Source organism: Algoriphagus sediminis, assembly GCF_030403435.1.
Lineage (GTDB): Bacteria > Bacteroidota > Bacteroidia > Cytophagales > Cyclobacteriaceae > Algoriphagus > Algoriphagus sediminis.
Map to the genome: position 1 here is coordinate 364,728 of NZ_JAUEPH010000002.1, position 25,036 is coordinate 389,763.

The 25,036-nt window shown below is 41.0% G+C and carries 26 protein-coding genes; 9 read left to right on the top strand and 17 right to left on the bottom strand.

The window, feature by feature from the left end:
- Nucleotides 1-200 precede the first annotated feature (200 nt).
- The 9 genes from QVH07_RS04760 to QVH07_RS04800 all read right to left on the bottom strand — a co-directional run bounded on the left by QVH07_RS04760 (nucleotide 201) and on the right by QVH07_RS04800 (nucleotide 7,835).
- Nucleotides 201-992: a queuosine precursor transporter gene (locus tag QVH07_RS04760; RefSeq protein ID WP_289999005.1), complete on the bottom strand. Its 792-nt coding sequence runs from the start codon at nucleotides 990-992 to the stop codon at nucleotides 201-203.
- Nucleotides 989-1,909, bottom strand: coding sequence for a ribonuclease Z (locus QVH07_RS04765; protein ID WP_289999006.1), 921 nt, complete (start codon nucleotides 1,907-1,909; stop codon nucleotides 989-991). Before QVH07_RS04765 ends, QVH07_RS04760 begins: the two co-directional genes overlap by 4 nt.
- On the bottom strand, nucleotides 1,906-2,298 hold the full coding sequence (locus QVH07_RS04770) for an STAS domain-containing protein (protein ID WP_289999007.1): 393 nt from the start codon (nucleotides 2,296-2,298) through the stop codon (nucleotides 1,906-1,908). The genes QVH07_RS04765 and QVH07_RS04770 overlap by 4 nt, the downstream gene beginning before the upstream one ends.
- A gap of 8 nt (nucleotides 2,299-2,306) precedes the next feature.
- On the bottom strand, nucleotides 2,307-3,248 hold the full coding sequence (locus QVH07_RS04775) for a phosphoribosylaminoimidazolesuccinocarboxamide synthase (RefSeq protein ID WP_289999008.1): 942 nt from the start codon (nucleotides 3,246-3,248) through the stop codon (nucleotides 2,307-2,309).
- Between the two features lie 57 nt (nucleotides 3,249-3,305).
- Nucleotides 3,306-4,340, bottom strand: a complete 1,035-nt coding sequence (locus QVH07_RS04780; RefSeq protein WP_289999009.1) for a toxin-antitoxin system YwqK family antitoxin — start codon at nucleotides 4,338-4,340, stop codon at nucleotides 3,306-3,308.
- An 88-nt stretch (nucleotides 4,341-4,428) separates the two neighbouring features.
- Nucleotides 4,429-5,604 (bottom strand): acetyl-CoA C-acyltransferase, encoded by a 1,176-nt coding sequence (locus QVH07_RS04785; RefSeq protein WP_289999344.1) that lies wholly within the window; start codon nucleotides 5,602-5,604, stop codon nucleotides 4,429-4,431.
- Between the two features lie 26 nt (nucleotides 5,605-5,630).
- Nucleotides 5,631-6,242: a hypothetical protein gene (locus tag QVH07_RS04790; protein ID WP_289999010.1), complete on the bottom strand. Its 612-nt coding sequence runs from the start codon at nucleotides 6,240-6,242 to the stop codon at nucleotides 5,631-5,633.
- Nucleotides 6,232-6,870 (bottom strand): tetratricopeptide repeat protein, encoded by a 639-nt coding sequence (locus tag QVH07_RS04795; RefSeq protein WP_289999011.1) that lies wholly within the window; start codon nucleotides 6,868-6,870, stop codon nucleotides 6,232-6,234. The genes QVH07_RS04790 and QVH07_RS04795 overlap by 11 nt, the downstream gene beginning before the upstream one ends.
- A complete protein-coding gene (locus QVH07_RS04800) occupies nucleotides 6,870-7,835 on the bottom strand; it encodes a VWA domain-containing protein (RefSeq protein ID WP_289999012.1) in 966 nt (321 codons plus the stop codon). Before QVH07_RS04800 ends, QVH07_RS04795 begins: the two co-directional genes overlap by 1 nt.
- A gap of 134 nt (nucleotides 7,836-7,969) precedes the next feature.
- Here QVH07_RS04800 and QVH07_RS04805 point away from each other — a divergent pair, with 134 nt between their 5' ends.
- The 6 genes from QVH07_RS04805 to QVH07_RS04830 all read left to right on the top strand — a co-directional run bounded on the left by QVH07_RS04805 (nucleotide 7,970) and on the right by QVH07_RS04830 (nucleotide 14,089).
- Nucleotides 7,970-10,378, top strand: coding sequence for a TonB-dependent receptor (locus QVH07_RS04805; RefSeq protein WP_289999013.1), 2,409 nt, complete (start codon nucleotides 7,970-7,972; stop codon nucleotides 10,376-10,378).
- 1 nt (nucleotide 10,379) lies between these two features.
- A complete protein-coding gene (locus QVH07_RS04810) occupies nucleotides 10,380-11,228 on the top strand; it encodes a DUF4249 family protein (RefSeq protein ID WP_289999014.1) in 849 nt (282 codons plus the stop codon).
- Between the two features lie 109 nt (nucleotides 11,229-11,337).
- The gene (locus tag QVH07_RS04815) at nucleotides 11,338-11,712 is read left to right on the top strand and encodes a BlaI/MecI/CopY family transcriptional regulator (protein WP_289999015.1); all 375 of its coding nucleotides are present in this window, start codon (nucleotides 11,338-11,340) and stop codon (nucleotides 11,710-11,712) included.
- A complete protein-coding gene (locus QVH07_RS04820) occupies nucleotides 11,709-13,133 on the top strand; it encodes a M56 family metallopeptidase (protein WP_289999016.1) in 1,425 nt (474 codons plus the stop codon). Before QVH07_RS04815 ends, QVH07_RS04820 begins: the two co-directional genes overlap by 4 nt.
- 29 nt (nucleotides 13,134-13,162) lie before the next feature.
- On the top strand, nucleotides 13,163-13,573 hold the full coding sequence (locus QVH07_RS04825; protein WP_289999017.1) for an energy transducer TonB: 411 nt from the start codon (nucleotides 13,163-13,165) through the stop codon (nucleotides 13,571-13,573).
- Between the two features lie 78 nt (nucleotides 13,574-13,651).
- The gene (locus QVH07_RS04830; protein WP_289999018.1) at nucleotides 13,652-14,089 is read left to right on the top strand and encodes a lipocalin family protein; all 438 of its coding nucleotides are present in this window, start codon (nucleotides 13,652-13,654) and stop codon (nucleotides 14,087-14,089) included.
- A gap of 26 nt (nucleotides 14,090-14,115) precedes the next feature.
- Here QVH07_RS04830 and QVH07_RS04835 read toward each other — a convergent pair whose 3' ends face one another.
- From QVH07_RS04835 to QVH07_RS04845, 3 genes are all read right to left on the bottom strand, one after another.
- Nucleotides 14,116-14,565: a cold-shock protein gene (locus QVH07_RS04835; RefSeq protein WP_289999019.1), complete on the bottom strand. Its 450-nt coding sequence runs from the start codon at nucleotides 14,563-14,565 to the stop codon at nucleotides 14,116-14,118.
- 146 nt (nucleotides 14,566-14,711) lie between these two features.
- A complete protein-coding gene (locus QVH07_RS04840; protein WP_289999020.1) occupies nucleotides 14,712-15,917 on the bottom strand; it encodes a DUF2254 domain-containing protein in 1,206 nt (401 codons plus the stop codon).
- A gap of 133 nt (nucleotides 15,918-16,050) precedes the next feature.
- Nucleotides 16,051-18,594, bottom strand: coding sequence for a M14 family zinc carboxypeptidase (locus QVH07_RS04845; protein WP_289999021.1), 2,544 nt, complete (start codon nucleotides 18,592-18,594; stop codon nucleotides 16,051-16,053).
- 124 nt (nucleotides 18,595-18,718) lie between these two features.
- Between QVH07_RS04845 and QVH07_RS04850 the strand changes: the two genes are divergently transcribed.
- The 3 genes from QVH07_RS04850 to QVH07_RS04860 all read left to right on the top strand — a co-directional run bounded on the left by QVH07_RS04850 (nucleotide 18,719) and on the right by QVH07_RS04860 (nucleotide 22,159).
- Nucleotides 18,719-19,480 carry a 3-keto-disaccharide hydrolase gene (locus QVH07_RS04850; RefSeq protein WP_289999022.1) on the top strand — a complete coding sequence of 254 codons (762 nt, stop codon included), beginning with the start codon at nucleotides 18,719-18,721 and terminating at the stop codon, nucleotides 19,478-19,480.
- A 63-nt stretch (nucleotides 19,481-19,543) separates the two neighbouring features.
- Nucleotides 19,544-20,884 (top strand): Gfo/Idh/MocA family protein, encoded by a 1,341-nt coding sequence (locus QVH07_RS04855; RefSeq protein ID WP_289999023.1) that lies wholly within the window; start codon nucleotides 19,544-19,546, stop codon nucleotides 20,882-20,884.
- Between the two features lie 54 nt (nucleotides 20,885-20,938).
- A complete protein-coding gene (locus QVH07_RS04860) occupies nucleotides 20,939-22,159 on the top strand; it encodes a M14 family metallopeptidase (RefSeq protein WP_289999024.1) in 1,221 nt (406 codons plus the stop codon).
- A gap of 68 nt (nucleotides 22,160-22,227) precedes the next feature.
- Here QVH07_RS04860 and QVH07_RS04865 read toward each other — a convergent pair whose 3' ends face one another.
- The 5 genes from QVH07_RS04865 to QVH07_RS04885 all read right to left on the bottom strand — a co-directional run bounded on the left by QVH07_RS04865 (nucleotide 22,228) and on the right by QVH07_RS04885 (nucleotide 25,018).
- Nucleotides 22,228-22,638 (bottom strand): DUF4399 domain-containing protein, encoded by a 411-nt coding sequence (locus QVH07_RS04865; protein ID WP_289999025.1) that lies wholly within the window; start codon nucleotides 22,636-22,638, stop codon nucleotides 22,228-22,230.
- A 161-nt stretch (nucleotides 22,639-22,799) separates the two neighbouring features.
- A complete protein-coding gene (locus tag QVH07_RS04870) occupies nucleotides 22,800-23,633 on the bottom strand; it encodes a cyclase family protein (protein ID WP_289999026.1) in 834 nt (277 codons plus the stop codon).
- 60 nt (nucleotides 23,634-23,693) lie between these two features.
- Nucleotides 23,694-24,089, bottom strand: coding sequence for a hypothetical protein (locus tag QVH07_RS04875; protein WP_289999027.1), 396 nt, complete (start codon nucleotides 24,087-24,089; stop codon nucleotides 23,694-23,696).
- Nucleotides 24,086-24,481, bottom strand: coding sequence for a hypothetical protein (locus tag QVH07_RS04880; RefSeq protein WP_289999028.1), 396 nt, complete (start codon nucleotides 24,479-24,481; stop codon nucleotides 24,086-24,088). Before QVH07_RS04880 ends, QVH07_RS04875 begins: the two co-directional genes overlap by 4 nt.
- 36 nt (nucleotides 24,482-24,517) lie before the next feature.
- Nucleotides 24,518-25,018 carry a DUF937 domain-containing protein gene (locus tag QVH07_RS04885; RefSeq protein ID WP_289999029.1) on the bottom strand — a complete coding sequence of 167 codons (501 nt, stop codon included), beginning with the start codon at nucleotides 25,016-25,018 and terminating at the stop codon, nucleotides 24,518-24,520.
- Nucleotides 25,019-25,036: the final 18 nt, after the last annotated feature.

Sequence of the window (25,036 nt, forward strand, 5' to 3'; positions counted from 1 at the left end):
CCAAACAAAGCGACAGTAAGGACTCACGGCTCGAAAAAATGTTCTTTGTCTTATTGACGGGTGCAAAGGTATGAAATAATATTTTATTTTCCTACCATCACCCTAAAGTCAGTAGAATATTATTCAGCATATTTCCTGATTTAAGAATAATAATTTGGTCGCAACCGATTGAATAGCCCCTAAGGCGAATATCCTTGGGTTTAAAGAAAAGCGGTGTCTTCTGAAGCTTCTTCCATCATTTCATGGGCTAACTCCTCTCCGAGATAGCGATCAATTAAACCATGTCCTACATAAAGTAAAGGAGTCAGTACAATGGCAACCGTAAATTTGTAGATGTAATTGATAATCCCCACGGCCAAAACCTGGCTCAATTCCCAATTCCCGAATATATAAAAGGCAATACCCAAAACGACAAAGGAATCGATAAACTGAGAAACAAATGTTGACCCAGTGGCCCGTAACCATATCATCTTGGGACCAGTGACCGCTCTGAGTTTTTGAAACACGAATACATCAATTAACTGCCCCAAAAGAAATGCGGTGAGGGATCCAATGATAATTCCCAAGCCTTGAGTAAAGATCAGGTTAAAGGCATAATTGATGTCGAAGCTTTCCCCATCAGGAGTCGTAGAATTCACATCAAGCCAAAAATCTGCAGGAGCCAGCATAGTAACCAGGCTTATGACAACAAAAACATAAGCAATAAGTCCTGCAGTCATAAAACTGATCTTCCTTACACCCTTCTTTCCGAAATACTCATTGATAATATCTGTAGTAATGAATACTATTGGCCAGATCACGGCTCCCGCTGTGAGATTGAAATCAAGGATATATTGACCAAAGAAATCCCAGTTCACTGGTTCAAATCCCAAAGTTTTCTCGCCAGAGAAAATCTTAACTCCGATGATTTCCGCAAGTATGGCATTGGTGAGAAAGATCCCGGCCAAAATCACGAATAAATTGGTGCGTTTTTTATTATCAGATCGACTCATGAAATAGAGTAGGTTTGGCCTTGCTCACTTAGGATTGATTTTTCAAACTCAGATTTAGCTTCTACGAGCATTTCCGAGAGGTCATTGTATCTGGAGGAGAAATGGCCGAGTAACAACTCTCCCACATTGGCCATTTTAGCAATTTTTGCCGCTTCACGAGCTGTTGAATGATAGGTGATTTTGGCACGTTCCTGCTGGTCATCCATAAAGGTAGATTCATGATAGAGCAATGACATATCCTGAAGGTAGGGGACAAGGCCCTCATCATAAATGGTATCCGAGCAAAAGGCATAGGACCTGAGCTTTGGCTCTGGATAAGCAAAATCATCCACCAAGTATGTTTTACCCGAATCCGAAGAATAGTCCTTTCCCTCTCTGAAGGCCTTTATAGCCTCGATTGGTGGGTTAGCTTCTTCTAGTTTTTCTTTGATCAACCTGCGTTTCCTTTCTTTCTCCAAAACTTTAAATCCAGTAGTAGGCAAGCGATGCTTCATAGGAAATGAGATCACCTTGACGCCCTGTTTCTCTAAGATAACCTCCGAGTGATGCGGATTTGTTTGGATAAATTCCAAAGGATAACCCAAGCGTGTATTGCTCCAGCGAAATTGGGTCGTGATGATTTCATCGAGACCCTTGGGGCCGAAAATAGTTAAAGGCTTGGTACGCCCATTCAAGTTGTAACTTGAAAGTAAGCCTACCAAGCCTAAATAGTGATCGCCATGCAGATGCGAGATGAAGATGTTCTCGATTCTGGATGACTTGACTTTAAATCTTTGAAGTTGGATCTGGGTGCCTTCGCCACAATCGATTAAAAAGTAATCCTTATGGTACCTTACGACCTGAGCCGTTGGGTTTCTTCCGTGAACCGGAATCGAGGAGGTATTCCCCAGAATCGTTACTTCAAAATCAGGGATCAATCTTCCTCTTCTTCGGTTTCTTCAGAATCTTCGCCGTTTTCAATTTCATGCATAAAAATTGCCTCGCCTGCCTCTTCTAGGTTATTGACGAGATTTAGTTTTTTGTCCAGCATGGAAATTTTTAAAAGCTTCATTACGTGATCCTGTACTCCACTGATAAGGAATATTCCTCCAGTATTTCCAAATTCGCGGTCACCCACTAAAAGAGCACTCAGTCCGCTGGAATCAACGTACTTAACTTGGGCCATGTCTAAAACCAGATTAGCAAATCCTTCAGCATGGATGGTAAGAAGTTCTGACTTAAGCTTTGGTGCCAGAAGTGAATCAAGTTTTTCCTCCATGGGAGTGAAAATCACATACTGCTCTTTTTTATCGATGGTGTACTTCATAATTATTTTTATTGGTTTAGTTCAGCCAGGATCGATTTTTCTATCCTTTCCTGAATATTTGTGGTATCTGCTTTTATAAATTTTTCTCCAGTAATTTTTTCGAAAAGCTCAATATAGCGATCGGAGATGCTTTCTACAATTTCATCATCCATTTCGGGTACTTGTTGACCTTCTTTCCCTTGGAATCCATTAGATATGAGCCACTGCCTTACGAATTCTTTAGAAAGCTGTTTTTGAGGTAAGCCCTGCGCCTGATTCTCCTCGTACTTATCAGCATAAAAATATCTGGATGAATCGGGTGTATGGATCTCATCAATTAGGTAGATTTTTTCACCAAATTTCCCGAACTCGTATTTGGTGTCGACCAAAATCAGTCCTTTTTCAGCGGCCATTTCCTGACCTCTTTGGAATAAAGCCCTTGTGTACGATTCCAATTGCACATAATCTGACTCACTGACAATTCCCTTTGCCAAAATATCCTCTCTCGAAATATCCTCATCATGTCCCTCATCGGCCTTGGTGGTGGGAGTGATGATGGGCTCCGGAAGTTTGTCATTTTCTTTTAAGCCTTCGGCCAAAGCTACTCCGCAAAGTGATCTTTTCCCAGCCTTATATTCTCTGGCAGCATGCCCTGCCAAATAACCCCGAATCACCATTTCCACTTTGAAAGGCTCACATTTTTTCCCAATAGTCACATTTGGATCGGGAACTGATGAAACCCAATTGGGAACCAGATCAGAAGTGGATTCAAGAAATTTTGCAGCGATTTGATTCAGTACCTGGCCTTTGAAAGGAATGGCTCTGGGTAAAACCACATCGAAAGCAGAAATTCTGTCTGATGCCACCACCACCAGTTCCTTTTCAAAAATGTATACATCGCGTACCTTTCCTTTATAAAATCCTTGCTGTCCGGGAAAGTTGAATTGAGTTTCTTTAATGGCTTTGGGCATAAAAACTGGCTTTTGGCAAAAATAAAAAAAGGAGTCGGTTAAAGATGATTTGGCTGACTAATTATTAACTCTTCGTCCCTCACGATAGAATTCAGTTTTTAGAGGTTCACCGTTTCGATCAAAATATTCCCGTTTCCCCTCCAATTTACCATCTCGGTAATTTCTGATCTCCTCTAGAGTTTTATCCTTTCTAAAGATCCTAAGCTCACCCTGAATCATGTTGTCCACATAGTTCGCCTCATAGTTTAGATTGCCATTGTCATGATAATAGGTTTCTCTAAGAAGGTTTCCATCCTCATTATATTCTCCGAGCATTTCAAGCTCTCCATTTGGATGATATTTTCTAATCTCTTCAGTAGGAGAACCTTTTTTGAAAACAGCTCTTTCCTTAAGCTTTCCATTCTCATAATAGGCGAGCATTTCTCCATCAGGATTACCTCTACGGTAGGTTCCCTCCCTCGATTTCTTCCCACTTGGATAGTTTAATAGGAAAACCCCATCTAACACTCCTCTTCGGTATTCCCGTTGAGATTCTATGGTGCCATCATCGTAGTATTTTGTTTCCATTCCATCCAATTCACCGTCTGAATAGGTAGTCGAAAGAATGATCTCTCCAGCCTCATTAAACTCTTCGTAGGGCCCATCCAAGACACCCTCCTTATAATTTGCCTTTTTCTGAATCTGTCCCGATTCAAAGTAGCTAATGGAGGCACCGTTTGGTTTGTTTGCTTCAAAAAATGTTTTGTCCTGAAGTTCTCCAGAAGGGTAAAAACTACTTACCTCACCCTGAAGTTCGTTATTCACGAAATGACTTCTTTGCTGAACCAGACCGCTCGGGAAATAGCTGATCGACTCCCCATTTCTCATATTATTCACAAATAGAGTGGTCTTTAGCGTATCTCCGGACTTTTCATCCAAATCCACAAAAAGGCCATGCCGCTCATTATTTCTCAGCTCACCAATTTGGACAAGGTCACCTTCCAATGAAAAACGCTTCACAACTCCTTCAGCCACTCCATTCACCACTACATATTCTTCCCTGATGAGAGTTTGCTCTTCATCATAATATGTTCTTACCGTATCCTGGGCCATGAGTTGGACCGAACAAAGGGAGAAAATGAAAAGAAAAACGATTCGCATAAATAAAAATGCCGCAAGCTTCACTTGCGGCTAAATGGATTTAAAGTTTTTCGATCACCAGAGCAGAGGCTCCTCCACCTCCGTTACAAATTCCTGCTACCCCAATTTTAGCATTCTCAGAATGTAAAACTGTATTGAGAGTAGAAATAATTCTCGCACCTGAAGCACCCAGTGGATGACCAAGCGAAACAGCACCTCCGTAAACATTTATCTTATCGTTATCCAGGTTTAGTTTTCTTTGGTTTGCCAAAGCCACTGCCGAAAAGGCCTCATTAATTTCATAGAAATCCACATCGCTTTCGGTAATTCCAGCGTTTTGGATTGCCTTAGGAATAGCTAAAGAAGGAGCAGTGGTAAACCAAATCGGATCTGTAGCTGCATCCGCGAAGCCTCTGATTTTTGCCAATGGCTTCAATCCTAACTCCTCCGCCTTTTCTTTACTCACCAATACCAAGGCTGAAGCTCCATCATTCATGGTAGATGCATTAGCCGCTGTTACTGTTCCATCTTTCTCAAAAACTGGGCGAAGTGAAGGAATCTTTTCAAACATCACATTCTTAAATTCTTCATCCTCGGAAACCGTAATTGTTCCTTTTCTTCCCTGGATTTCCACGGGGATCACCTCTTCGTTGAATTTGCCTTCTTTCCAAGCTTTGGCGGAACGCTCATAGGATTGGATCGCATAGGCATCCTGATCTTCACGGCTGATATTCATTTCTTTGGCGGTGTTATCCGCGCAATTTCCCATTGGAAAATTATAATACGCCTCAAAAAGTCCATCCTTCACCAATCCGTCCACGAATTCTGCATTACCATATTTATATCCGAATCTGGCTTTCGGAACGTAGAATGGGACGTTTGACATACTTTCCATTCCACCTGCAACTACCACATCGTTTATCCCAAGCATAATGGATTGTGCGCCAAACATGATGGACTTCATTCCTGAAGCACATACCTTATTCACGGTGGTACATGGTACATTGTAACTTATTCCGGCTCCAATTGCAGCCTGCCGTGCCGGAGCCTGGCCAAGATTTGCCGAGATTACATTTCCCATAAATACTTCCTGAACTTCCTTGCTGTCCACTCCGGCCTTTTCTAAGGCTCCTTTGATGGCATGGCTGCCGAGTTGGACGGCAGTTAAGCTGGATAATCCCCCTCCATAACTACCAATGGGAGTCCGAACTGCGGAAACGATGTAAACTTCTTTAATCATTCTATTTGGGTTTAGTTTAGATTTTACCAATCAGGAATGCCTTTTTTAGGCCTTTCGGTTGGTCGTTTTTTATTTTGCTGAATGTACCTAAGCTCAGCGGCATTCATGTTTTCCAAGATCTGTGCAGCCTGTTCCGGAGTTAAGTTCATTGCTTTCAGTTTTTCCCTAAACTCCTCCATGGCTTTTTCGCGGTCTGCTAGATTGGCATCCATCTGGTCATTGGCATTTTCAGGTTCATCTTCTGACTGATTCTGAGGATCGCCTTCCTGCGATTCTTCAGCGTTATCATCTTCAGTCTGCTCACCATCCTGATTTTGTTGTTGCTCATCTGACTGCTCGCCTTCGCTTTGCTGATTTTCAGAATCTTGTTGCTGTTGCTGCTGCTCTTGCTCTTGTTGTTGCTGCTGTTGATCTTCTTCTTCCTGTTCTTGCTCTAATTTTTCCTTTAGAGCTTTTAATTTTTCATCACCTGGAAACTTCTGCAAACCTTCATTCACTTTGGATAGAGCCTGCTCTCTGTCAGTTTTAACATAAGAGCGTGCCGCCTGATTGAAATAGTCAGTTGCTTGTTGAGCTTTGGCGAAGCCAAAAATCAAAAAGAAGACGAAAAGGCTTATGATAAATTTATTTTTCATTGATTTCGGTCACTTCTTGAAGGTTAGTAATAAACTCCTGATAGGCCGCAACAGTTTCATCCTGCTCTAAAGCCTGGGTCATCACATTCAGAGCATCCCTGAATCGGAACTGCTCCACGAGTCGATCCGCTTCAGCTTTCTTTTGCTTTGCAAACTCAGAAGGTTCGGGCCTGTCTTGATCTTGCTGCTGCCTTTCTTCATCCCTTTTCATCCATCTGGCCAAAAGCTCGTAATTATGTCTAGCTTCTTCGTTCAGTGGATTTTTGATTAAGGCTGATTTGAATTTACTCAAAGCGGCTTCATTTTCCTGTTTGTTTCCGAGTAAAACGCCACCCTGGTTGAAGGCCATGGAGGAAATGAATGAATTCTGAGCCATAATAGCTTTATCATAGTTTGCCGTGGCTTCTTCTAATTTCTCAGCATACTGATAGCTTAGCCCCAAATCAAAATCCAGGTTTTCAGAGGAAAATTGAAATTCTTCAATCAGTCTTAAATGAGCTGCTATCGATTCTTCGTATTCAGTTTTGGCATAAGCCTCTTCTGCAGCATCAATGGCCGCATTTAGTCTGGAAATAAATGTCCAGGATGCGGGAAGAAAAAGCAATATGAAAAGCGCTTTCCAGTTCATTAGAGTTTGATCGTTTTAATAGGAATCATCATATCCAAAAGAGTCAACGCAAAGGCAACAAGCAGGAAATAAAAGTATTTATTTGCTGATGCCTCTACAGTTCTGGAACCTGTCACTCCACCTTCCAGTCTTTCAATTGCTGCCGTCAGATTCCCTACTTCCTGGACATCGTCGGAAATCTCAAAATATTGGCCGCCTGTTTCTGAGGCTATCCTTTGTAAAGGTTCACGATCCAAGACTGTAATTGCTGGTTGGCCTATGGACGGATCCATTACCACTCCATTTCCTCTTGGGATGGTGGAACCTTCCTCCGTTCCCACTCCCAGACTAAATACTTTAATTCCTAAATCGGAAAGCCTGGTCGCAACAGTGCTTACATCATCTCCAAAATTCTCTCCATCAGAGATGAGAATAATAGATTTTGATTTGATTTCCTGGCTTTGGTCTTTTTCAAATCTATCCAAGGCCATGTAAAGGGGCCCATTTAAGTCAGTTCCAAAGTTTGGCACCAGACCCGTATTCAGGCCATCGATATATAGTTGTAAAACGCTTTGATCAAAAGTTAAAGGACATTGCATAAATGCCTCCGAGCTGAAAATTATCAAACCGATTCGATCGGAAGGAAAGTTCTTGGTCAGGTTTTTAAGCTCAAATTTTATCCGTTGTAGGCGGCTTGGGCCGATATCTTGAGCATTCATACTTTGAGAAAGATCCACAGCGATAAAAATATCCTTGCCCTCTTCGGTTATTTCTTTGGTGGAAACTCCAATGGAAGGTCCAGCCATGGCAATGAGGAATAGAGCAAAATAAATTGTTCTTATCACCAGCTTCAAGAATAGTCTTCGTTTCTCCACGGTCAATCGCTTATTGATCCGCCAAAATCGAACTAAATACAGGGTGTAAAGGATAATAAATATCCCGGCGAGGATAAGGATTAACTTTAAATCAGGATATGCCCAAATCATAGTTCGAAATTATAAAATCCAACTTACTTTCACAGTTCCGTTCAGATAATGCTACTAACTATTTATCCTTGTTTTTCGAGAATTAACAAACATTAATCTTTGTAGTTCGTCTTCCTATAGAACCATTATTGAAAATGCACCACTCTCTTTATCTCAGACGGTTTTTCGGTGTTCTGATTGTCTTTTTTCTTCCTTTTCTTTTGATGGGGGCCAGAGCCCAGGATATTTGGATTCGGGGAACCGTGGCAGACGTCAATAATTCAGAGCCTATGCCCGGGGCGAGTATCTATTGGGAAGGAGATGTGAGTACTGGAGTTGTTTCTGATATTGATGGAAGTTTTAGAATTAGAGCAGTAGAACTTCCTGCCAGATTGATTATCTCTTTTGTCGGGTACCAAACTTCAAATAGGGTAATTAATCCAAAAGACTTGGATAAGGACTTGAAATTTTTTCTGAGCCCTGATGAATTGTCTCTTGACGAAATAATAATTGCCGAGGTAAGACCAGATGAACAGGTCAAAAATTTGGAAACCGGGATCGTTCGTCTGCCAATCGAATCGATAAAGAATATCCCAGCTTTGTTTGGGGAGGTGGATTTATTGAGAAGTCTTCAGCTCCTTCCTGGAGTTCAGACGGCAGGAGAGGGGACCACAGGACTTTTTGTAAGAGGTGGGTCTGCCGACCAAAATCTGGTTCAGATCGATGGGGCACCGGTTTATAATCCGTCTCATTTCTTTGGATTTTTCTCTGTTTTCAATCCCGATGCTTTAGATCAAGTGGAGTTGTATAAAGGAAATATGCCTGCTTCATTTGGCGGAAGGCTTTCTTCTCTTATCGATGTCACTCTAAAAGAAGGGAATAGAGATCAAGTTCATGGGGAAGGTGGAATTGGTACTATTTCTTCTAGACTTACCGTCGATGGGCCTTTATTTAATTCTAATTCTACTTTTGCCATTTCCGCCAGGAGAACCTACGCTGACGTTTTTCTGCAATTATCAAATGATGAAGATTTACGGAATAATCGACTGAACTTTCATGATCTCAGCGGAAAGTTTACCTTTTATTTAAATGATAAAGACAAGCTGTCCTTCAGCACGTATCAAGGCCGGGATTTTCTAGGTCTTGATGAAGACTTTGGACTGGGCTGGCAAAACTGGGTCAGTTCCTTCAAATGGAACCGAAATATCTCAAGTAATTATTTCTTTGACTTGGAGGCCTATCATTCGGCCTATAACTATTTCGTGGAATTCGAGGACCCTGAGGCTGGATTCGAGTGGAATAATAAACTTTCAGAATCTGGTGTCAAAGCTCAATGGACCAAACTTCGGGGAGAAAATCTCCAAACCTATTGGGGTTTTCATAGCCAATACTACAACCTGGCACCGATCACAGTAGACCCTGCAGGAGGGAGTGCCGTGGAATCTTTGACCACGAATCCAAAAAATGGGATTCTTAATAATCTTTTCGCAGGGTTTAGTTACAGTTTCAATCCGAAGTTAAGCGCTGAGGCAGGCCTCCGATGGGGCTTATATAATCAGGTAGGCCCAGGAGTGGATTATATTTATCCAGGCGAAATCCCATCCGAAAATGAAACAATTATTGACTCGGTTGCATATGACCGATTTGAAAGTATTAAGTTTTATCAGGGTCTCGAGCCACGAGTAGCTTTCCGCTATCTCCTTAATGAGACATCTTCCATAAAGGCAGCCTACAACCGTAACTTTCAGTATTTGCAGATCGCCTCAAATAGCTCGGCAGGATTACCAATCGATCGCTGGTTACTTGCCGGACGTTATGTTCCTCCGATTAGATCCGACCAGGTTTCCTTGGGCTTTTTCAAGAATTTTGATGAAAACCGATGGGAGTTTTCAGTAGAGGGTTACTATAAAGACTTAAGAAATATTATTGATTTAAAGAATGGAGCCAATGTTCTATTTGCGGATAATGCGGAGACAGAAATTCTTGTCGGTGATGGATGGGCTTATGGATTAGAATTTTTGCTGCGCAAAAATGTGGGGAAAACTACAGGTTGGTTGGCTTATACCTGGTCACGAACCTGGAGGCAAATTGATGGAGTTTCCCTTGGTCAAAAATATAATCCGAGATATGATCGGCCACACGATGTCACTTTGGTATTAAATCATGAATTTTCTCCCGCTTGGTCGGCAGGCGTGACTTTCGTTTATACTACAGGACAGGCAGTTTCATTTCCTATTGGTCTTTATGAGTCGGATAATCAAACTTTAAGCCTTTATTCTGAATTTAGAAATGAGGATAGGTTTCCAAATTATCACAGAATGGACGCTTCCATCAGTTGGAAAAACCCTAACAAGGGTAAAAAATGGAGAGGAAGCTGGAACTTCAGCATTTACAATCTCTACGGAAGGAAGAATCCATTTGCCTATGAATTCAGGGAGATCACTAATGGCGATATCAATTTTGATTCAGACTCTGGTGAGCCAATTACTTCTGTAGAACCGGGGATAGTGATGACTTACCTCTTCACCTTCCTTCCTTCAATAACTTATAATTTTCAGTTCTAAGATGAGAAAATTAGCCATAGCCCTTTTGGGATTGATTATGATGGCATGCCAAGAGCAGGTGGATTTACCCTTGGCTACCATAGATGGTGAGGTGATTATCATAGAAGGCGAATGGACGGATCAACCCAATTTCAATGAAGTAAAGATTTCTCTGGCTCAAAATTACTTTGATACTACCAGTAGAAGAGTAATCGAAAATGCTGAGGTCAATATTGCAATCCCTGGTACCGAGGTGGTGATTCCGTTTATTTATGTAGGTGCCTCAGAGAGTTATAGACCGATTTCAGATAGGATGGTAGCCGAAATTGGCAATACCTACGAACTTCAGATAGCTTGGGAAGAAAACTTCTATGTTGCGAGAGGTCTGATGTTAGAGCCCCCGGTTTTGGATAGTCTTACCTATAAATTTGAAGAAGAAAGGACATTCAGAGACGAAGGTTATTTCATCACCGCTTTCGGTAAAATTCCATTTGAGGAGGATAATTTTTACAGGATAAAAATCGTTCAAAATGACACGCTGCTGAATGATCGTGATGATTATTTACTTTTTGACGATACCTTTGGACTATCTTTTTTTGAGGAAGGGCTGGAATTGAATTATGCCTTTGAAGAGAATGATAGAATTCGGCTGGTTTTATTTAGGTTGAATGAATCTGTCTTCGATTATTTCAACCAACTCGTGGGGCTGCTCTTCACAGATGGAGGACTCTTCAGTCCACCTCCGCAAAATCCTGAAACCAATATCGTGCTATTGCAAGGAGAGGCTAGACCTGAAGGGTATTTTATGGTTTCCCCTATTATCAGTGAGAATATTTTTATTGCACCCGAAGAAGATAAAGAAGAGGAATAATCCTCCTTTAAATCAATTTGAGTGACATTATTTCTAAATTTCTATTAAATTTTCGTAGAACTACGAAAAAATAGTAGGATATTTCATTTGCTGTTTCTACCTTAGGGACATGAAAGAATTATCAATGCACGAAGAGCGGATCATGCAGATCTTCTGGAACAAAGAGAAGGCCATGGTTCGTGAAGTTCTTGAACTCCTTCCTGAGCCGAAACCTCCTTACACTACATTGGCTTCTTCTATTCGCCTCTTGGAATCTAAAGGATACTTGGCCCATAAGAGCTATGGTAATGTCAACCAGTACTACCCAGTGATTTCTCAAAGCGAGTACAGCAAGAATTCAGCTAACCATATGTTGAAAAACTATTTCAATGGTTCAGTTGGAAACTTTTTATCCTTTATGGTAAAAGAGAATAAAGTCTCTGACAGTGAGCTCGAAGAATTGCAGCAATTGATAGATAAATTTGAGAAAGGAGAGAAGTCATGAACGGTATTATAAATTATCTGTGGGAGTTCAGTCTTATTCTGATCATTTGCTGGGGCTTTTATAAACTCGTTCTGGAGAAGCTTACCTTCTTTGAATTGAACAGGAGCTTTTTGATAGGTACCTTACTCTTGGCGCTAATTACTCCTTTTTTATCCTTCAAGTTTTTTACTGGTCCCGACATTATCCGCGAGATCACTTTGCCTACCGTTTTCATAGGAGAGGCAGTGGATTCCAGTCCTGGGATTTGGAGTTCATTTAACTGGACTGAAGCGCTTCTTGCTATTTATCTTGTTGGTTTCTCCGTCTCATTTATTCACTTTCTGATTGGGCTAGTGAAGTCATTTCTTCTTTTGAAATTAGCCAAAAGAATAAAGACCGAAAGGGTTACTTTTGCTATTCACGATCAATTTCAACCCGCATCTTTCTTTCATTACATTTTGCTCCCTGAGTTCAAACCAAATGATTCGGAGCAAAGACAAATAATTCTTCATGAATCCATTCACGTCGAGAAAAAACATAGTGTAGACCTGTTACTTGTCCAGATTGCCAAGGTGGTATTGTGGTTTAATCCAGTTGTCTACCTTTTCGAACAGTCTCTTCGGGAAGTTCATGAATTTCAAGCTGACCAAGGGGTCACACAATCTTATTCCTCTTTTGATTATTCACGGTTGCTAGTTCGCTTGGTCTCTGGCCAGCGAAGTATTCAATGCATCCATCACTTTAGTCAATTTCAAACCAAAAAGAGGATAATTATGATGAACAAAAAGAAATCAGATCAAAATCAAAAAGGGCGATTCCTAATGGTCATTCCATTGGTTGCAATACTCATATTTGCTTTCGCCTGTGAGCAAGAACTTTCAGATTCTTCACCAGTAGTGACCGAGGAAATTTCAGACATTCAACCTAACTCAGAAGAAACCATCATTCTTGAAAATTCTACTCCTGAGGAAGTAATTATTGAACAGATTAGTCCAGACGCCGAAGTATTTGACGTAGTCGAGCAGCCGCCACTACCAAGTGGAGGAATGGAAGGATGGATTGAATATCTCACCTCAAATTTAGAATATCCTGAGCAAGCTCGGAAAATGGGAATTGAAGGTATGGTGATGCTCTCTTTCATTGTAAATGAAGATGGCTCCATCTCAAATACTGAAGTACTAAGAGGCATTGGTGCAGGATGTGATGCAGAGGCTCTAAGAGTAATTAATCAAGCTCCAAATTGGCAGCCAGGTCTTCAAAGAGGTAAGAATGTGAAGGTCAGAATGAGATTACCCATTAATTTCAAATTGGGTTCAGGGGAAAAGGGATTGAGTTCTCTTGGTCTTTTCGAGCATAAATTCGCAGGCTTTGAACTTTCCCCAAATGGATTAAAACCAGCTCAGGCTTCTGTTAAACCAATGGTTTCACAGGGAGCATGTTAAAACTATAAACCAACTCAAAACAACATAAAATGAAAACTAAACCAACTATTCAATTTGCTTTCTTCGGATTACTCATCGCCTGTTTATTCATGCTTGCACCTCAAGATGTTCAAGCCCAATCCAATGAAACAGTTTACGAGGAGGTAGATCAAATGCCTGAGTATCCAGGAGGAATGCAAGGGCTGGTAGATTTCATGGTACAGAATTTAAAATACCCAAAGGAAGCTAAGGAAGCCGGGGTACAAGGCACCGTCATGATTACCTTCCATGTGGAGAAAGATGGATCTGTGAGCAATGCCCAGATTGCCAAAGGAATCGCAAGTTCTTGCGATAATGAGGCCCTAAGGATTGTAAATCAAATGGAAAACTGGACTCCTGGCAAAAAAGATGGAAAAGATGTAATAACCAAACTCACCCTTCCTGTGAAGTTTGCTTTATAAATTTATAAGAGGAAAAGAAGAAAATGCTCCCGATTTTGTCGGGAGTTTTTTTTTATCTTTCCCAAAAAAACCGGCACCATGAATCTATCAAAAACGTATTCTTTCCTTTCTAAAGGGTCTTTCTTAATTATTCTATTGATCTTAATTTCCTGTGGACCAAGTAACAAAGAGCTACTTGTAGGAACCTGGACTGGGACTGAATTTTCTTTTGAGCAAACCGCCGGACCAGATTTAGGAGACATGGTCAGAGGGGGAGAAGCTTTGCATATTGATGGCAAGCTAACCCTTGATGAGGCTGGAACTTACACCATTTCTGCCCCTGATAATGTTATTAATGGAAAGGGTAAATGGACCATAGAAGGAAATGAACTAACCATGATGGATGAGCAGGACAATGAAGTGGTTTACGAAATTTTGGAGATTTCTGCTTCTGGTTTAACCACCCTGCATGAGGTGGCAATGGAGACTCCGATGGGTAATTTTTCAGGAAAAATCACTCTAGGATATGTGAAATAAAAAAACCGGCTGAAGCCGGTTTTCATTTATTCAACAAGTTTGACATTGACGGCATTCATGCCTTTCATGCCTTTTTCTAAATCGTAGGTGACTTTGTCCCCTTCATCTACAGCATCAATGAGACCATTGACATGGAAAAAGTATTTATCTCCTGTTCCTGATTCGATGATAAAACCGAATCCTTTTGAGGTATTGAAAAAGTCGATTTTCCCGGTTCTTACTACTTCCTCTTCTTCTTCGCGTTTAGGGATACCTATTTCAATATTCTCAGCTTTGATCTTTTTTGGTTTTTTCTCAGGATCTGGGGGAGTATCGGTGATGTTACCGAATTCGTCTACGTAGGCCATCATGTTGTCAAGAGTACCTTTTACTGCTTGATCTTTGCGCTCTTCACGGCGCTCCATTTTTTCTTTGGCCTTCTTTTGTCTCTTTTTCTCTCTCTCTTTTTTGTTAAATGTTTCTTGTGATCTTCCCATTAAATGTATTTCGGATGTAGGATAAATTTCCGCTAGACTTCCTTAGTCTAAGCTGGCTACAAAGGTAGCAAAATAAACTGAGCCAACATTAGGCTATAAAGTTTAAGTCTTTCAATGCTGATTAGGAACCTAGGATAATCGGCTGATTAGTAAGTTTGGCTTTGGACCTTTTTTAATAAATCGAATACCGGTTTTGAAGAAAGGATCAAAGAAAGCTGTTTCAGTAATGTTTGAAATTCCAGTCCAAGCATTCGATCTTTTTTCCCATAATCCCAGATTGGGAAAATGATTATTTCAAATAGTTGATCAAAGCTTAACTCTTTTCTGTATAAGACATGGAGAGAATCCTCTTTTGCCAAGGTATGGGGTGGGAAATTCCTTCCTCTGTATTGGAAAAGATCGATCAAAGCACGGAGACTGATGATGGCGGTTCCCGGATCATTTATTCCTGGGCTTAATGCTTTTAAGGCTATTTCACTAAGCTGCCGCAAACCGTATTCATAATTTCGGGTCACAGATTCCTGATCGCTGAGAATTACTCCCTGAAGTGCCTCGGTCATCTCATCTTCTGAAAGGCTTTTGCTACATTCCATCAGTGGCTGTCCTCTTAGAATAAAGGTCCCCATGGGGTGTAAAGCCTGAAGACTACAAGCATTTTCTTCACAAAAATCTATGATTTCCTTTTGGTCAAAGCCCTCAAAAATTCCTGAGGTATTCGCCTTTATCACTGACCTGGCTGCAAATTTTACTTCCTCATTCATTTCTGTCGTAACAGAGCAGAATTTTCTCATTCCTTCAAAGGTGGAAGATTTTATCCTTTGGATAATTACATCGTATTTGACCGATTGGGTGATGAAGTGGAGAAAATAGATAAAGATGAAAATATCAATGACTGTAAGGACGGTGAGTAAAAAAATGCTGATGGATGGGAGCTGAAACCTGGATTCGGTGTCCCGAATTGTACTAAAAATGAAAAAAGTATAAACAATGGTCCCGATGTAAAACCCTAAAACTATTTGCTGAAATCTATTTCCAATGAGTTTATCCAGGACCCTGTTGCTCATTTGAGATGCAGCTTGGTTAAGCACAATCATCACCATCGAGAAGCTGAAAACTGTCAAGGAAATTACCCCACCTGCCACAGCTCCCAGAATGCTTCTTGCTGTAGAAGTGTCCTTTAAGGACAAAAAGGGTAACTCAGATTTTAATTGTTTACCAGTTTCCGAGACATCGAATGAAAAGATTAGAATAGCGATAACCAGGAATGCCAGACTTATCACTGCAGGCAAAAAAGCTATACTTGAAACAGTCTCTTCATATTTCCGAATTAACCAAAGCCTAATTTTATCCATAGGATTTAATTTAAGGTTTATCTTCAAATTCTTTTTTGAAATGGATCAATTAATCTGAAATAGAAAAGGCATCCTTTGTGGATGCCTTTTCTATTTCGAATAAGAATGAAAATGAGAAAGCCCATTTTAGTGCTTAATCCATCTGATTTCCAAAGAAGATGGCATTGAACAAAAGCTTATTGGTTCCAAACCAGGTTCCTCTGAAAACTGGGTTATCGAAGAAGTGAATCACCCGACCACCTCCTGAAGGTGAGATGATGATACTTGAGCTTTCCTTTAGCCTTTCCAAGTTTGTATCAGAAATATAGCCTCCTAAATAAGGTTCATCTGCGTAGCGCACTGGTGTGAGATATTTATTTTGGCTCGGCTGGATAAATATACTTGTGTTCCGATAAACAGGTAAAGTATTTCTCTGGTAGCCATAGGCTATCGGATGAGTGAGATCAAGTTCAGCCATATATATGCTTCCGCCTACTGCTTTCGCTCCCTCGAAATTTCGTCTATCTGCGAAGGGTAATTCTTTAGGATCATCTGGAAGATCCTCGATTTCTACGGGTTTTTCCTTAGTAATCCCTTCTCTTTGTAACCAAAGGCTTGCGCTACCTATTGAGATTACCGTGCCACCTCTGCTTACCCAATCCTTAAAGTGTTCGACAAAGCGATCAGAAAGGCCTGAATAATTACCTGCGGGTAGAATTACTGTATTGTAGTCGAATAGGTTTATTCTGCCCAAAGCATCCGTATCAACTTTCGTGATGGGCATACCTAGTTGATTATCTGTCAAATACCAAATGGCGCCTGCATCGTAGGATGAAACACCGTTTCCGACAGGCATAAGCACTTTCGGCATTTCTAGTGCACCTACCAAATTTGATCCTAGATCAATGCCTTTCAGGTTAAGTCCCGTGTTAGTGGCATAAACTTTCTGATGGGTTTCTCTGGCCACTTTTTCCAGTGAGGCCAGAACTTCTTCATTTGACTTTTGCTGAAAGCCCATAGGAATCATGAGTGTTCCTGCGGGGAAATCCACTGGGCCTTCATGGGTTTCAGAAGTAAATGGCCTGTTCACCTGCTCGACATGTATTCCTTCTTTCTGTGCATGGTAAAGGAATTTTGGTGCATAATAATCTGACCAATCAATTAAATATGCGTATGCATCTCCCTCAGGGAATGCATGTGATTCAAAATCGATAGATTCAACCAGTTCTCCTCTGCTCCCTCCACCGTTTTCGGCGAAAGGCATTCCATAAGCCGCGGCCATGGTCCATGCAGAAGCATCATAAAAAACAGAATCGGCAAATTCTCCCACATACTCAAACATGGTTCGGACCATTCTATATTGTGGTTGTTCAGTAGGGACAATCCAAGATTGTCCGGCTTTATATTCAACCCCGCCGACAGTCTTATCAGCAGTATTTTCATATACTTCAATCTGATGATCCATTAGGAACTTCACGAAAAGAACATTTCTATTTGGATCGTATTGGTCACCAAACAGATAGTTTTTCACAGATGAGCTGCGAGCCTCGGATAGTGCGGTATCAAAAAACTCCCTTAGATATTCATTCATATACTCTCGGTTATCGAGGGCCGCTTCCATTGTTGCCAGTGAATTGACCACATGATTCCGAATAGTAAAAGCAAAAGTTATTTCTCCTCTTTGACTTTCCTGTACATGACCACGGCTGCTTGCCGTTTCGAATACAAGGCCTAGGCCTCCCTGAATATCGGGATAGGTGGAACCATAACCTGGGTAGCTGTTGTCAAAAACTTCTTTCGTCCAGTAGAGGCTCTTAATTTCGTTCATGTATTTCTCAAAATACTTTGCGAAGCGAACATTGATATCGTCGTAATTCTTTCGTGGAACGACCGGGTTCTCACTGCCGTATGGTTTCGTGGGTTCAAAGAAATAGGTGCTATTCGTTCCCATTTCATGAAAATCGGTCGTGACATTTGGGTACCATTCGTGATACCACTCTACTTTGGATTGAGTTTCTGGATGTGCCAAAGGCAGCCAATCTCTATTCAGGTCGAACCAATAATGATTCGTACGACCTCGAGGCCAAGCCTCGTTATGTTCTCGATCTGCTGGATCCGCTACAGGTGGAAATCCCTTGTTACTATTTGCCCAAAGGCTATGTCGATCCCTGCCATCAGGGTTCAATGTCGGATCAATATGAACGACTGCATTATCCAGCAAATTTTTCGCAAGATCAGACTCAGAAGCCAACAGCCAATAGGCTGTTAGCATAGCAGCCTCAGCAGATGAAGGCTCATTTCCATGTACCCCATAACCTAGATGAATGATTGATGGCATTTCTGAAATATCGGGCATTTCGGCTCTAGGGTCTGCGAGCTGTACCTGCTTCAGTCTGATCTCCTCCAATGAATTCATGTTGGATTCATTGGAAATAGTAAGAATGACTTTTGGTCTCAACTCATGGGATTGTCCGATTACTATAAGTTCAGCCATAGGACTTAACTCATCTAGCTTTTCAAAATACTTGACAATCAAGTCGTATCTGGTGTGCCATTCTCCAATTTCATATCCTAAGAAATCAGAAGGGGAGGGAACATTGTTTTTAAAAGTTTCTCCTGGGAAATAATACTCCTCTTGAGAGAAAACTAAAGATATGGATACCAAAAAGGCAAAAACAAAGAGTAGTGATTTTTTCATAGCCTAATTTGTCACTAAATGATGTAAACTGCCAAGCCCCTCATCAAAAATCCAATACCTATTTCACATTCCTCACATTTTCAACTATTTTCATTTCCACATAAACTCAAAATCAATTTTCCTTATGAAAAAGATACCCCTTCTTTTAACTTTTGTTCTTATTGGCATCGCAAACTTCACAAGTGCTCAGGAACAAACTCCACCTCCAATGAAACCTGAAGCGACAGAGTTTTATACACCAGTACCTCCAAAAATAACTCCAGGAGCCGAAAACAATCTTCCTCCTTCAGATGCAATAGTTCTTTTTGATGGAAGCGGTTTAGATGCTTTTGTCAGTGCACGCGATGGAGAAAGCCCAGCAGAATGGGTAATTGATAACGGTGAACTGGTGGTTCAAAGAGGTAAGGGAGACCTTCAATCCAAAATGGCTTTCGGAGATGCTCAGTATCATGTGGAATGGTCTGCGCCTACAGAGATCGTAGGAGAAGGACAGGGAAGGGGTAACTCCGGTTTTTTCCTTATGGGATTATATGAGGTCCAGATTTTAGATAGCTATGAGAGTAAAACCTATACAAATGGTCAAGCAGGAAGTATTTACAAGCAGTATCCACCTTTGGTAAACCCACTTAGGGCTCCAGGGGAATGGAACTATTATGATATAATCTTTAAAGCCCCTCGCTTCGATGAAAATGGGATGCTTACCTCACCTGCTACGGTAACGGTTCTAATCAATGGAGTATTGGTTCAAAATAATGTGATTCTCAGGGGCCCTACAGAATATATCGGAATACCGAACTACAAGGCACATGCCGAGAAGCTGCCTATCAAATTGCAGGATCATGGTAATCCCGTAAGATTCAGAAATATTTGGGTCAGACCCTTGTAAGAACGATATCAGTGGATTTTGCTGACCTTTTTACTCTTTCTCTAATTTTAAAACCTTCATAAAATGTCCTCAAGAAGAAAATTTTTACAAAACACGATGCTCCTCGGTGCTGGTTTGAGTCTCCCTGGCGCACTGACTGCCAGTGACTTCGGCACCTTTACCAGAAAAGTTAAACCCTCGGATCAATTGAATTTTGGAGTAATAGGGTGCAATGGCATGGGATGGTCAAATATGAATGCCCATTTACAACTTCCAGAAGTAAACTGTGTCGCTTTGGCAGATGTGGACCAAAGTGTTTTGGACAGAAGAACTGAGGATGTTTATAAACTGAGAAATACCAGACCAAAGCAATACACAGACTACAGAAAATTGCTCGAAGACCCGGATATCGATGCTGTCATAATTGGGACTCCGGACCATTGGCATTGCCTTACCATGGTGGATGCTGTCTCAGCCGGAAAGGATGTTTATGTGGAGAAACCAATTGCGAACACCATCGAAGAATGTCAAATAATGGTTGCCGCTCAGGAGCGATACGGTAAGGTAGTTCAGGTGGGACAATGGCAGCGTTCTGGATCTCAATACGCTCAGGCTATAGATTACGTGAACTCCGGCAAGCTTGGTCAAATACGATTGGTGAAGTGCTGGGCTTATCAGGGCTGGATGAATCCGGTCGACGTAGTACCCAATGGAACCCCTCCACCTGGAGTAGATTACAACATGTGGCTAGGCCCGGCTCCCATGCGACCATTCAATCGAAATAGGTTTCATTTTACCTTTAGGTGGTTTTGGGACTATGCGGGTGGACTAATGACTGATTGGGGAGTTCATGAAATTGATATTGCTTTATACGCAATGGGTGTATCCGCCCCGAAATCAGTTATGGCTTCTGGGGGAAAGTTTGCTTATCCAGATGATGCATCAGAAACTCCTGATACGCTGCAGACTGTCTATGAGTATGATGGCTTTAACATGCTTTGGGAGCATGCAACGGGTATAGATGGCGGAAACTATGGGACCACGGAAGGGATTGCTTTCATAGGCAACAATGCGACCTTAGTGGTAAACAGAGGGGGCTGGAAAGTAATCCCAGAGACCAAGAATGTGGACGGTGAGCGAGTTGCTTTAATCGAAGAGGTTCCTCATACCCGGCCCGAAGGGAATGCTTTGGGACTACACGCTCAGAACTTTGTAGATGCTATCAAAGCACAAGATCATAGCATGTTGCACTGTGGTATCCAAACAGGGTCTATTGCAGCCATTAATGCACAGATGGGAAATATTGCCTATAAAACAGGGGAGAAAATCTATTGGGAAGCAGACAAAAATCGCTTTACAAGTTCAAAAGCAAATGCTCTAATGAAGGCTCAATACAATAATGGTTGGAAGTTACCCAAAGTGTAAATTAGACTTTAAATGAAGGCGATCAGGATTCAAATGAATGCTATTTTCATCCGCATGAAATTAGCCCCGTTGGTTTTTTTAATTCTTTTATTCGCCTGCAAATCTAGTCAGCAGTGGGAAGGTCAGGGGCCTATCCAGGTAGTTGCGACTGAAAACAAAGAGGTTTCATTTCAGGAAAAACAGGTATTCCGAACACCCTCCGGAGTTCATTTTTCCAATGACTTTGAAGGGGCAAGACTGAACGGGGTGGAGCAAGTCAATGACACTTTGTTTCGATTAGAAATACTCCCCGAGAACACACCGATTAACCCAAGCCCATGGTATGCCTTTAAGCTTTGGTCTGAAGGACCAAAGAATTTATGGTTAGAATTTACTTATGGAGAAACTGGCTTTCATCGCTATTACCCAAAAGTAAGTCAGGACGGAATTGAGTTTTATTTGGTGGATTCATTAGACTTTATTTCAGAAGGAGAGCGACCAAAAACAGCTATGCTCAAAGTTAAATCTGGAACAGATACTCTTTGGGTGGCAGCTCAGGACCTGGTGGGAACTCATGATGTGGAAGCCTGGAAAGATGAATTAGAAAAGCTTAGCTTCGTTTCTACTCAGGTAATCGGGAAAAGCACACAAGGAAGAAATCTGGAGGTATTAAAAATCGGACGTGCTGAGGATAAAGAAATGCTTATGGTGATTTCTCAGCAGCACCCACCTGAAGTGACAGGCTATTTAGCCATGAAGGCTTTTGTGGAAACTATTATTGAAGATTCACCAGAAGCTGAAAAATTCAGAAGTAAGTATAACCTGTATTTGATGCCGCAAATGAATCCAGATGGAGTGGCTAATGGCCACTGGAGGCATAATGTAGGTGGAGTTGATACCAACAGAGATTGGGTGAATTTAAATCAGCCTGAGGTTCAAGCTTTGACGCGCTTTATGGAATCAAAAGTGGAGGAAACTGGTGGCCAATTTATTTTTGCAGCAGATTTTCATTCTACCTGGGAGGATATTTTTTACACCATAAATGAGGACCTAAAAGGGAATAGGCCAGGTTTGATCCCTAAGCTTATTAAGAGATCCTCCAAAAAAATCCCAGATTATGTTCCAAACATACGTCCGACAGAGACAAACCAAAGAAGTGTGACTTCGAATAGTTACTTTTTCTTTGTCCATGGAGCAGAAAGTATGACTTTCGAAGTGGGAGATAATACCCCAAGGGATTTGATTCGGCAAAAAGGAGAATCCACCGCACGAACTTTGATGAAAATATTAAAATGATCCTACTCAGAAGAGGCACTTCCAAATAGGATCATTTTTAATTAATGGCCAGAAAACCGGCTGGATTTTTATTCTACTGTAATAGTTATGGTCTTACTCATTTCTTTACCATAGGATGCATGAAAGCCATCGGCAAACTGAAGCGTGAGTGTATGGGTTCCTGGTGCTAAAGTGATATCCTCTGTCACTGTTTGGCCTCCGCCATAATGAATATTCTTATCATCAGCGGGTACTACTTCACCTTTTTCCAACCAACTTCCATCGATAATTAAATGGTGATGACCTTTGCCTTCATTTACTGCTCCTGCTGGTTCTACTTCCATTCCAGTGACACCCATCTCTACTTTGAACGGAGAAGTTACTGTATCGCCATCACTAAGATTTACAAAATATACTCCCTTTTCTTCTCCACCGCCACAGGAGGTCATGAGAGAAACGAGCATTACAAGTACGAATAATTTGGTGATTGATTTTAGCATGATTTGAACTTAATTTCGATTTGATTTAAATAGCCCCTAATGGACCATATATTCTTAATAATAAAAATAAGAGATGAATGGTTCGAAAACTAGTATTTCCTTGACTGTCCATTGGGAATTACTTTCACTTTGATAAAAATGGGTGCTTCACCCAAAAGGTACTATTGGGGTACTTTCCCAGCAATAATCCGGAGTGGGCCTCCACTTCCATTTTTTATTTTCATGGGTAATGCCAAAATATAAACTTCACTTTCCGCGTTGAGCTGTTCCAGATTCGCCACATTTTCAAAGCCTGGAATATTTGCTCCCATAAGAATTTGATGGGCGATGAAATCAGCAGACTGACCGTAATCTAAACTTGGGGTATCTATTCCCACCGCTTTTATTTTTTTGTTGACAAGCAATTTTGCAGCTTCCTCTGAAATTCCAGGAAAATGTAATTCGGGAATAGCTTCGTCTCCCTTTTTACTTGTACCAAAATACTTTTCACGATCTGGATAGAACTTTCCATATCCAGTTTTGAATATTATAATTCGGTCTTCTTCCAGCGAACCATTTTCTTTTTCCCAATCCAGGATGTCTTTTGCACTTATAAGGTAATCCCTATCCTGAAGGGCATTTGTTGACACGTCAATAATTTCAGCCTTCCCAATTAAGCGATCTAAGGGGATTTGACTTACCGTCTGCTTTCCCTTTGCAAAATGAATCGGCGCATCCAAATGAGTACCGCCATGCTCAGGAGTGGACAAGGAGTAGGATGAATAGAAATACCCAAATTCTGTCATTCCATAGGCATCCTCTTTATGCTCGAAATCAGTTGGATTATTAGGCCAGTAAAGGGTAGTTGAATCGAAAGAATGGGTAAGGTCTATCCACTCCATATTCTCCAAGGAGAAGGGTTTGACCACGGTTTCACTTTTCTTTGAAAAAGTACATGAGAGAATTATTCCTGTAAATAGGATCAGCCAAAGTTGTCCAAAGTGTAGTTTTTTCATAATAATAGAAATAAAAAAGCCATCCCAAATTTGAGATGGCTTAAAGTGTTTTCAATTAATCTAAAAAGCAAGGGCGGCTAAGCCTAATTTACTTTTCAACGGGTTGATGGCTTTAAGAATTTGACCTGAGTATTTTTTAAATAAATCACTTCCTAAAAGGTCAGTCAGGAACTTGACTCTTTTATTCTTTAACCCCAAAAAAGCTTCTTTTTTCTCATCGTCAGAAAGCTTGCTTTCATTCGTTTTCAGAAGATCTGCTACGAAGTCTTTATTATTCGATTCAAGCTTTGATTTCTGATCCGATGAGATGTCCATTCCTTCCGTGTTATTAAGAATATCCAAAAGGTCTTTAGCCATTCCAAGTTCCTTTGTACTTGGAACTTTAAGACCTTGAGCCTGAGTAGTTCCAATACCCACCAGAAACAAAACTAAGGTTGCTAATATGAGTTTTTTCATAATATGAGAGTGGCAAGTTTATATTTTCGTTTGAAGGGTCTGATTGATTTTTTTACTTTCTTTTTATACTTTTTTACAACCCCCGGATCGCCAAAAATTCCTTCTAAGGCCTTGTTGTTTTTCCCAGCTAAGTCCTTTATGGATGATATCTTTTTGTCTTCTGAATCATCCCCCTGTGCGATTTTAATGACGTTATCAAGAAAGCTTTCGTTTTGCTTTTTGAGCTCTTCTTTTTGGTCATTGTTTAGGCTTAAGTCTCCGGTAGGAATCATGGCGCCAAGCATGTCGCTTTTGAATTCTTTCGGGTTAGGTAAAGAAATTTGGGCACTTGAGCTTAGTACTAGAGAGAACATAAGTGCACCTAGGAAAATTAGTTGTTTATAAAATTTCATACGCTTTAATTTTTTAATGTGTTTAATTTAAAAATTTTACTTGAATAGTCCTTTTCCTAAATCCATTAAACCGCCTAGGTCCATTCCGCCTCCATTTCCACCTCCCAATAAAGAACCGGCTAAATCTGCTGGATTAACCTTACCTTGATTTCCCTGAAGAGCGGAAACTACAGATGACATAATATCTTCATTTGCCTGAGGGGCATCATTCACCCGCTTGTTAAAGAAATTCATCAGCATCGGAAGGGCCGCAGAAACGATACTCATAGCCTGCTCTTTGCTGATCCCGAGTTTTCCTATTAAATCAGTAGCCACATCACCTTGAAGTGCCTGTACTACAGAACTACCCGCATTGGTTTCCTTTCCAGAAAACATCTCCATCAAAGCAGAGGTATCTCCGGAAGCCACTTTGTTTTGCAAGATGGAACCTAAGCTGCTTTCTAAAGCATTTGCGGTTTTACTTGGGTTGTCCTGATTCATCCCTGCCAACATTTCCTGAAGGGGACCATCTGCTGCTTTTAATAATTGATCTAACATATCACAAAATTTATTTCA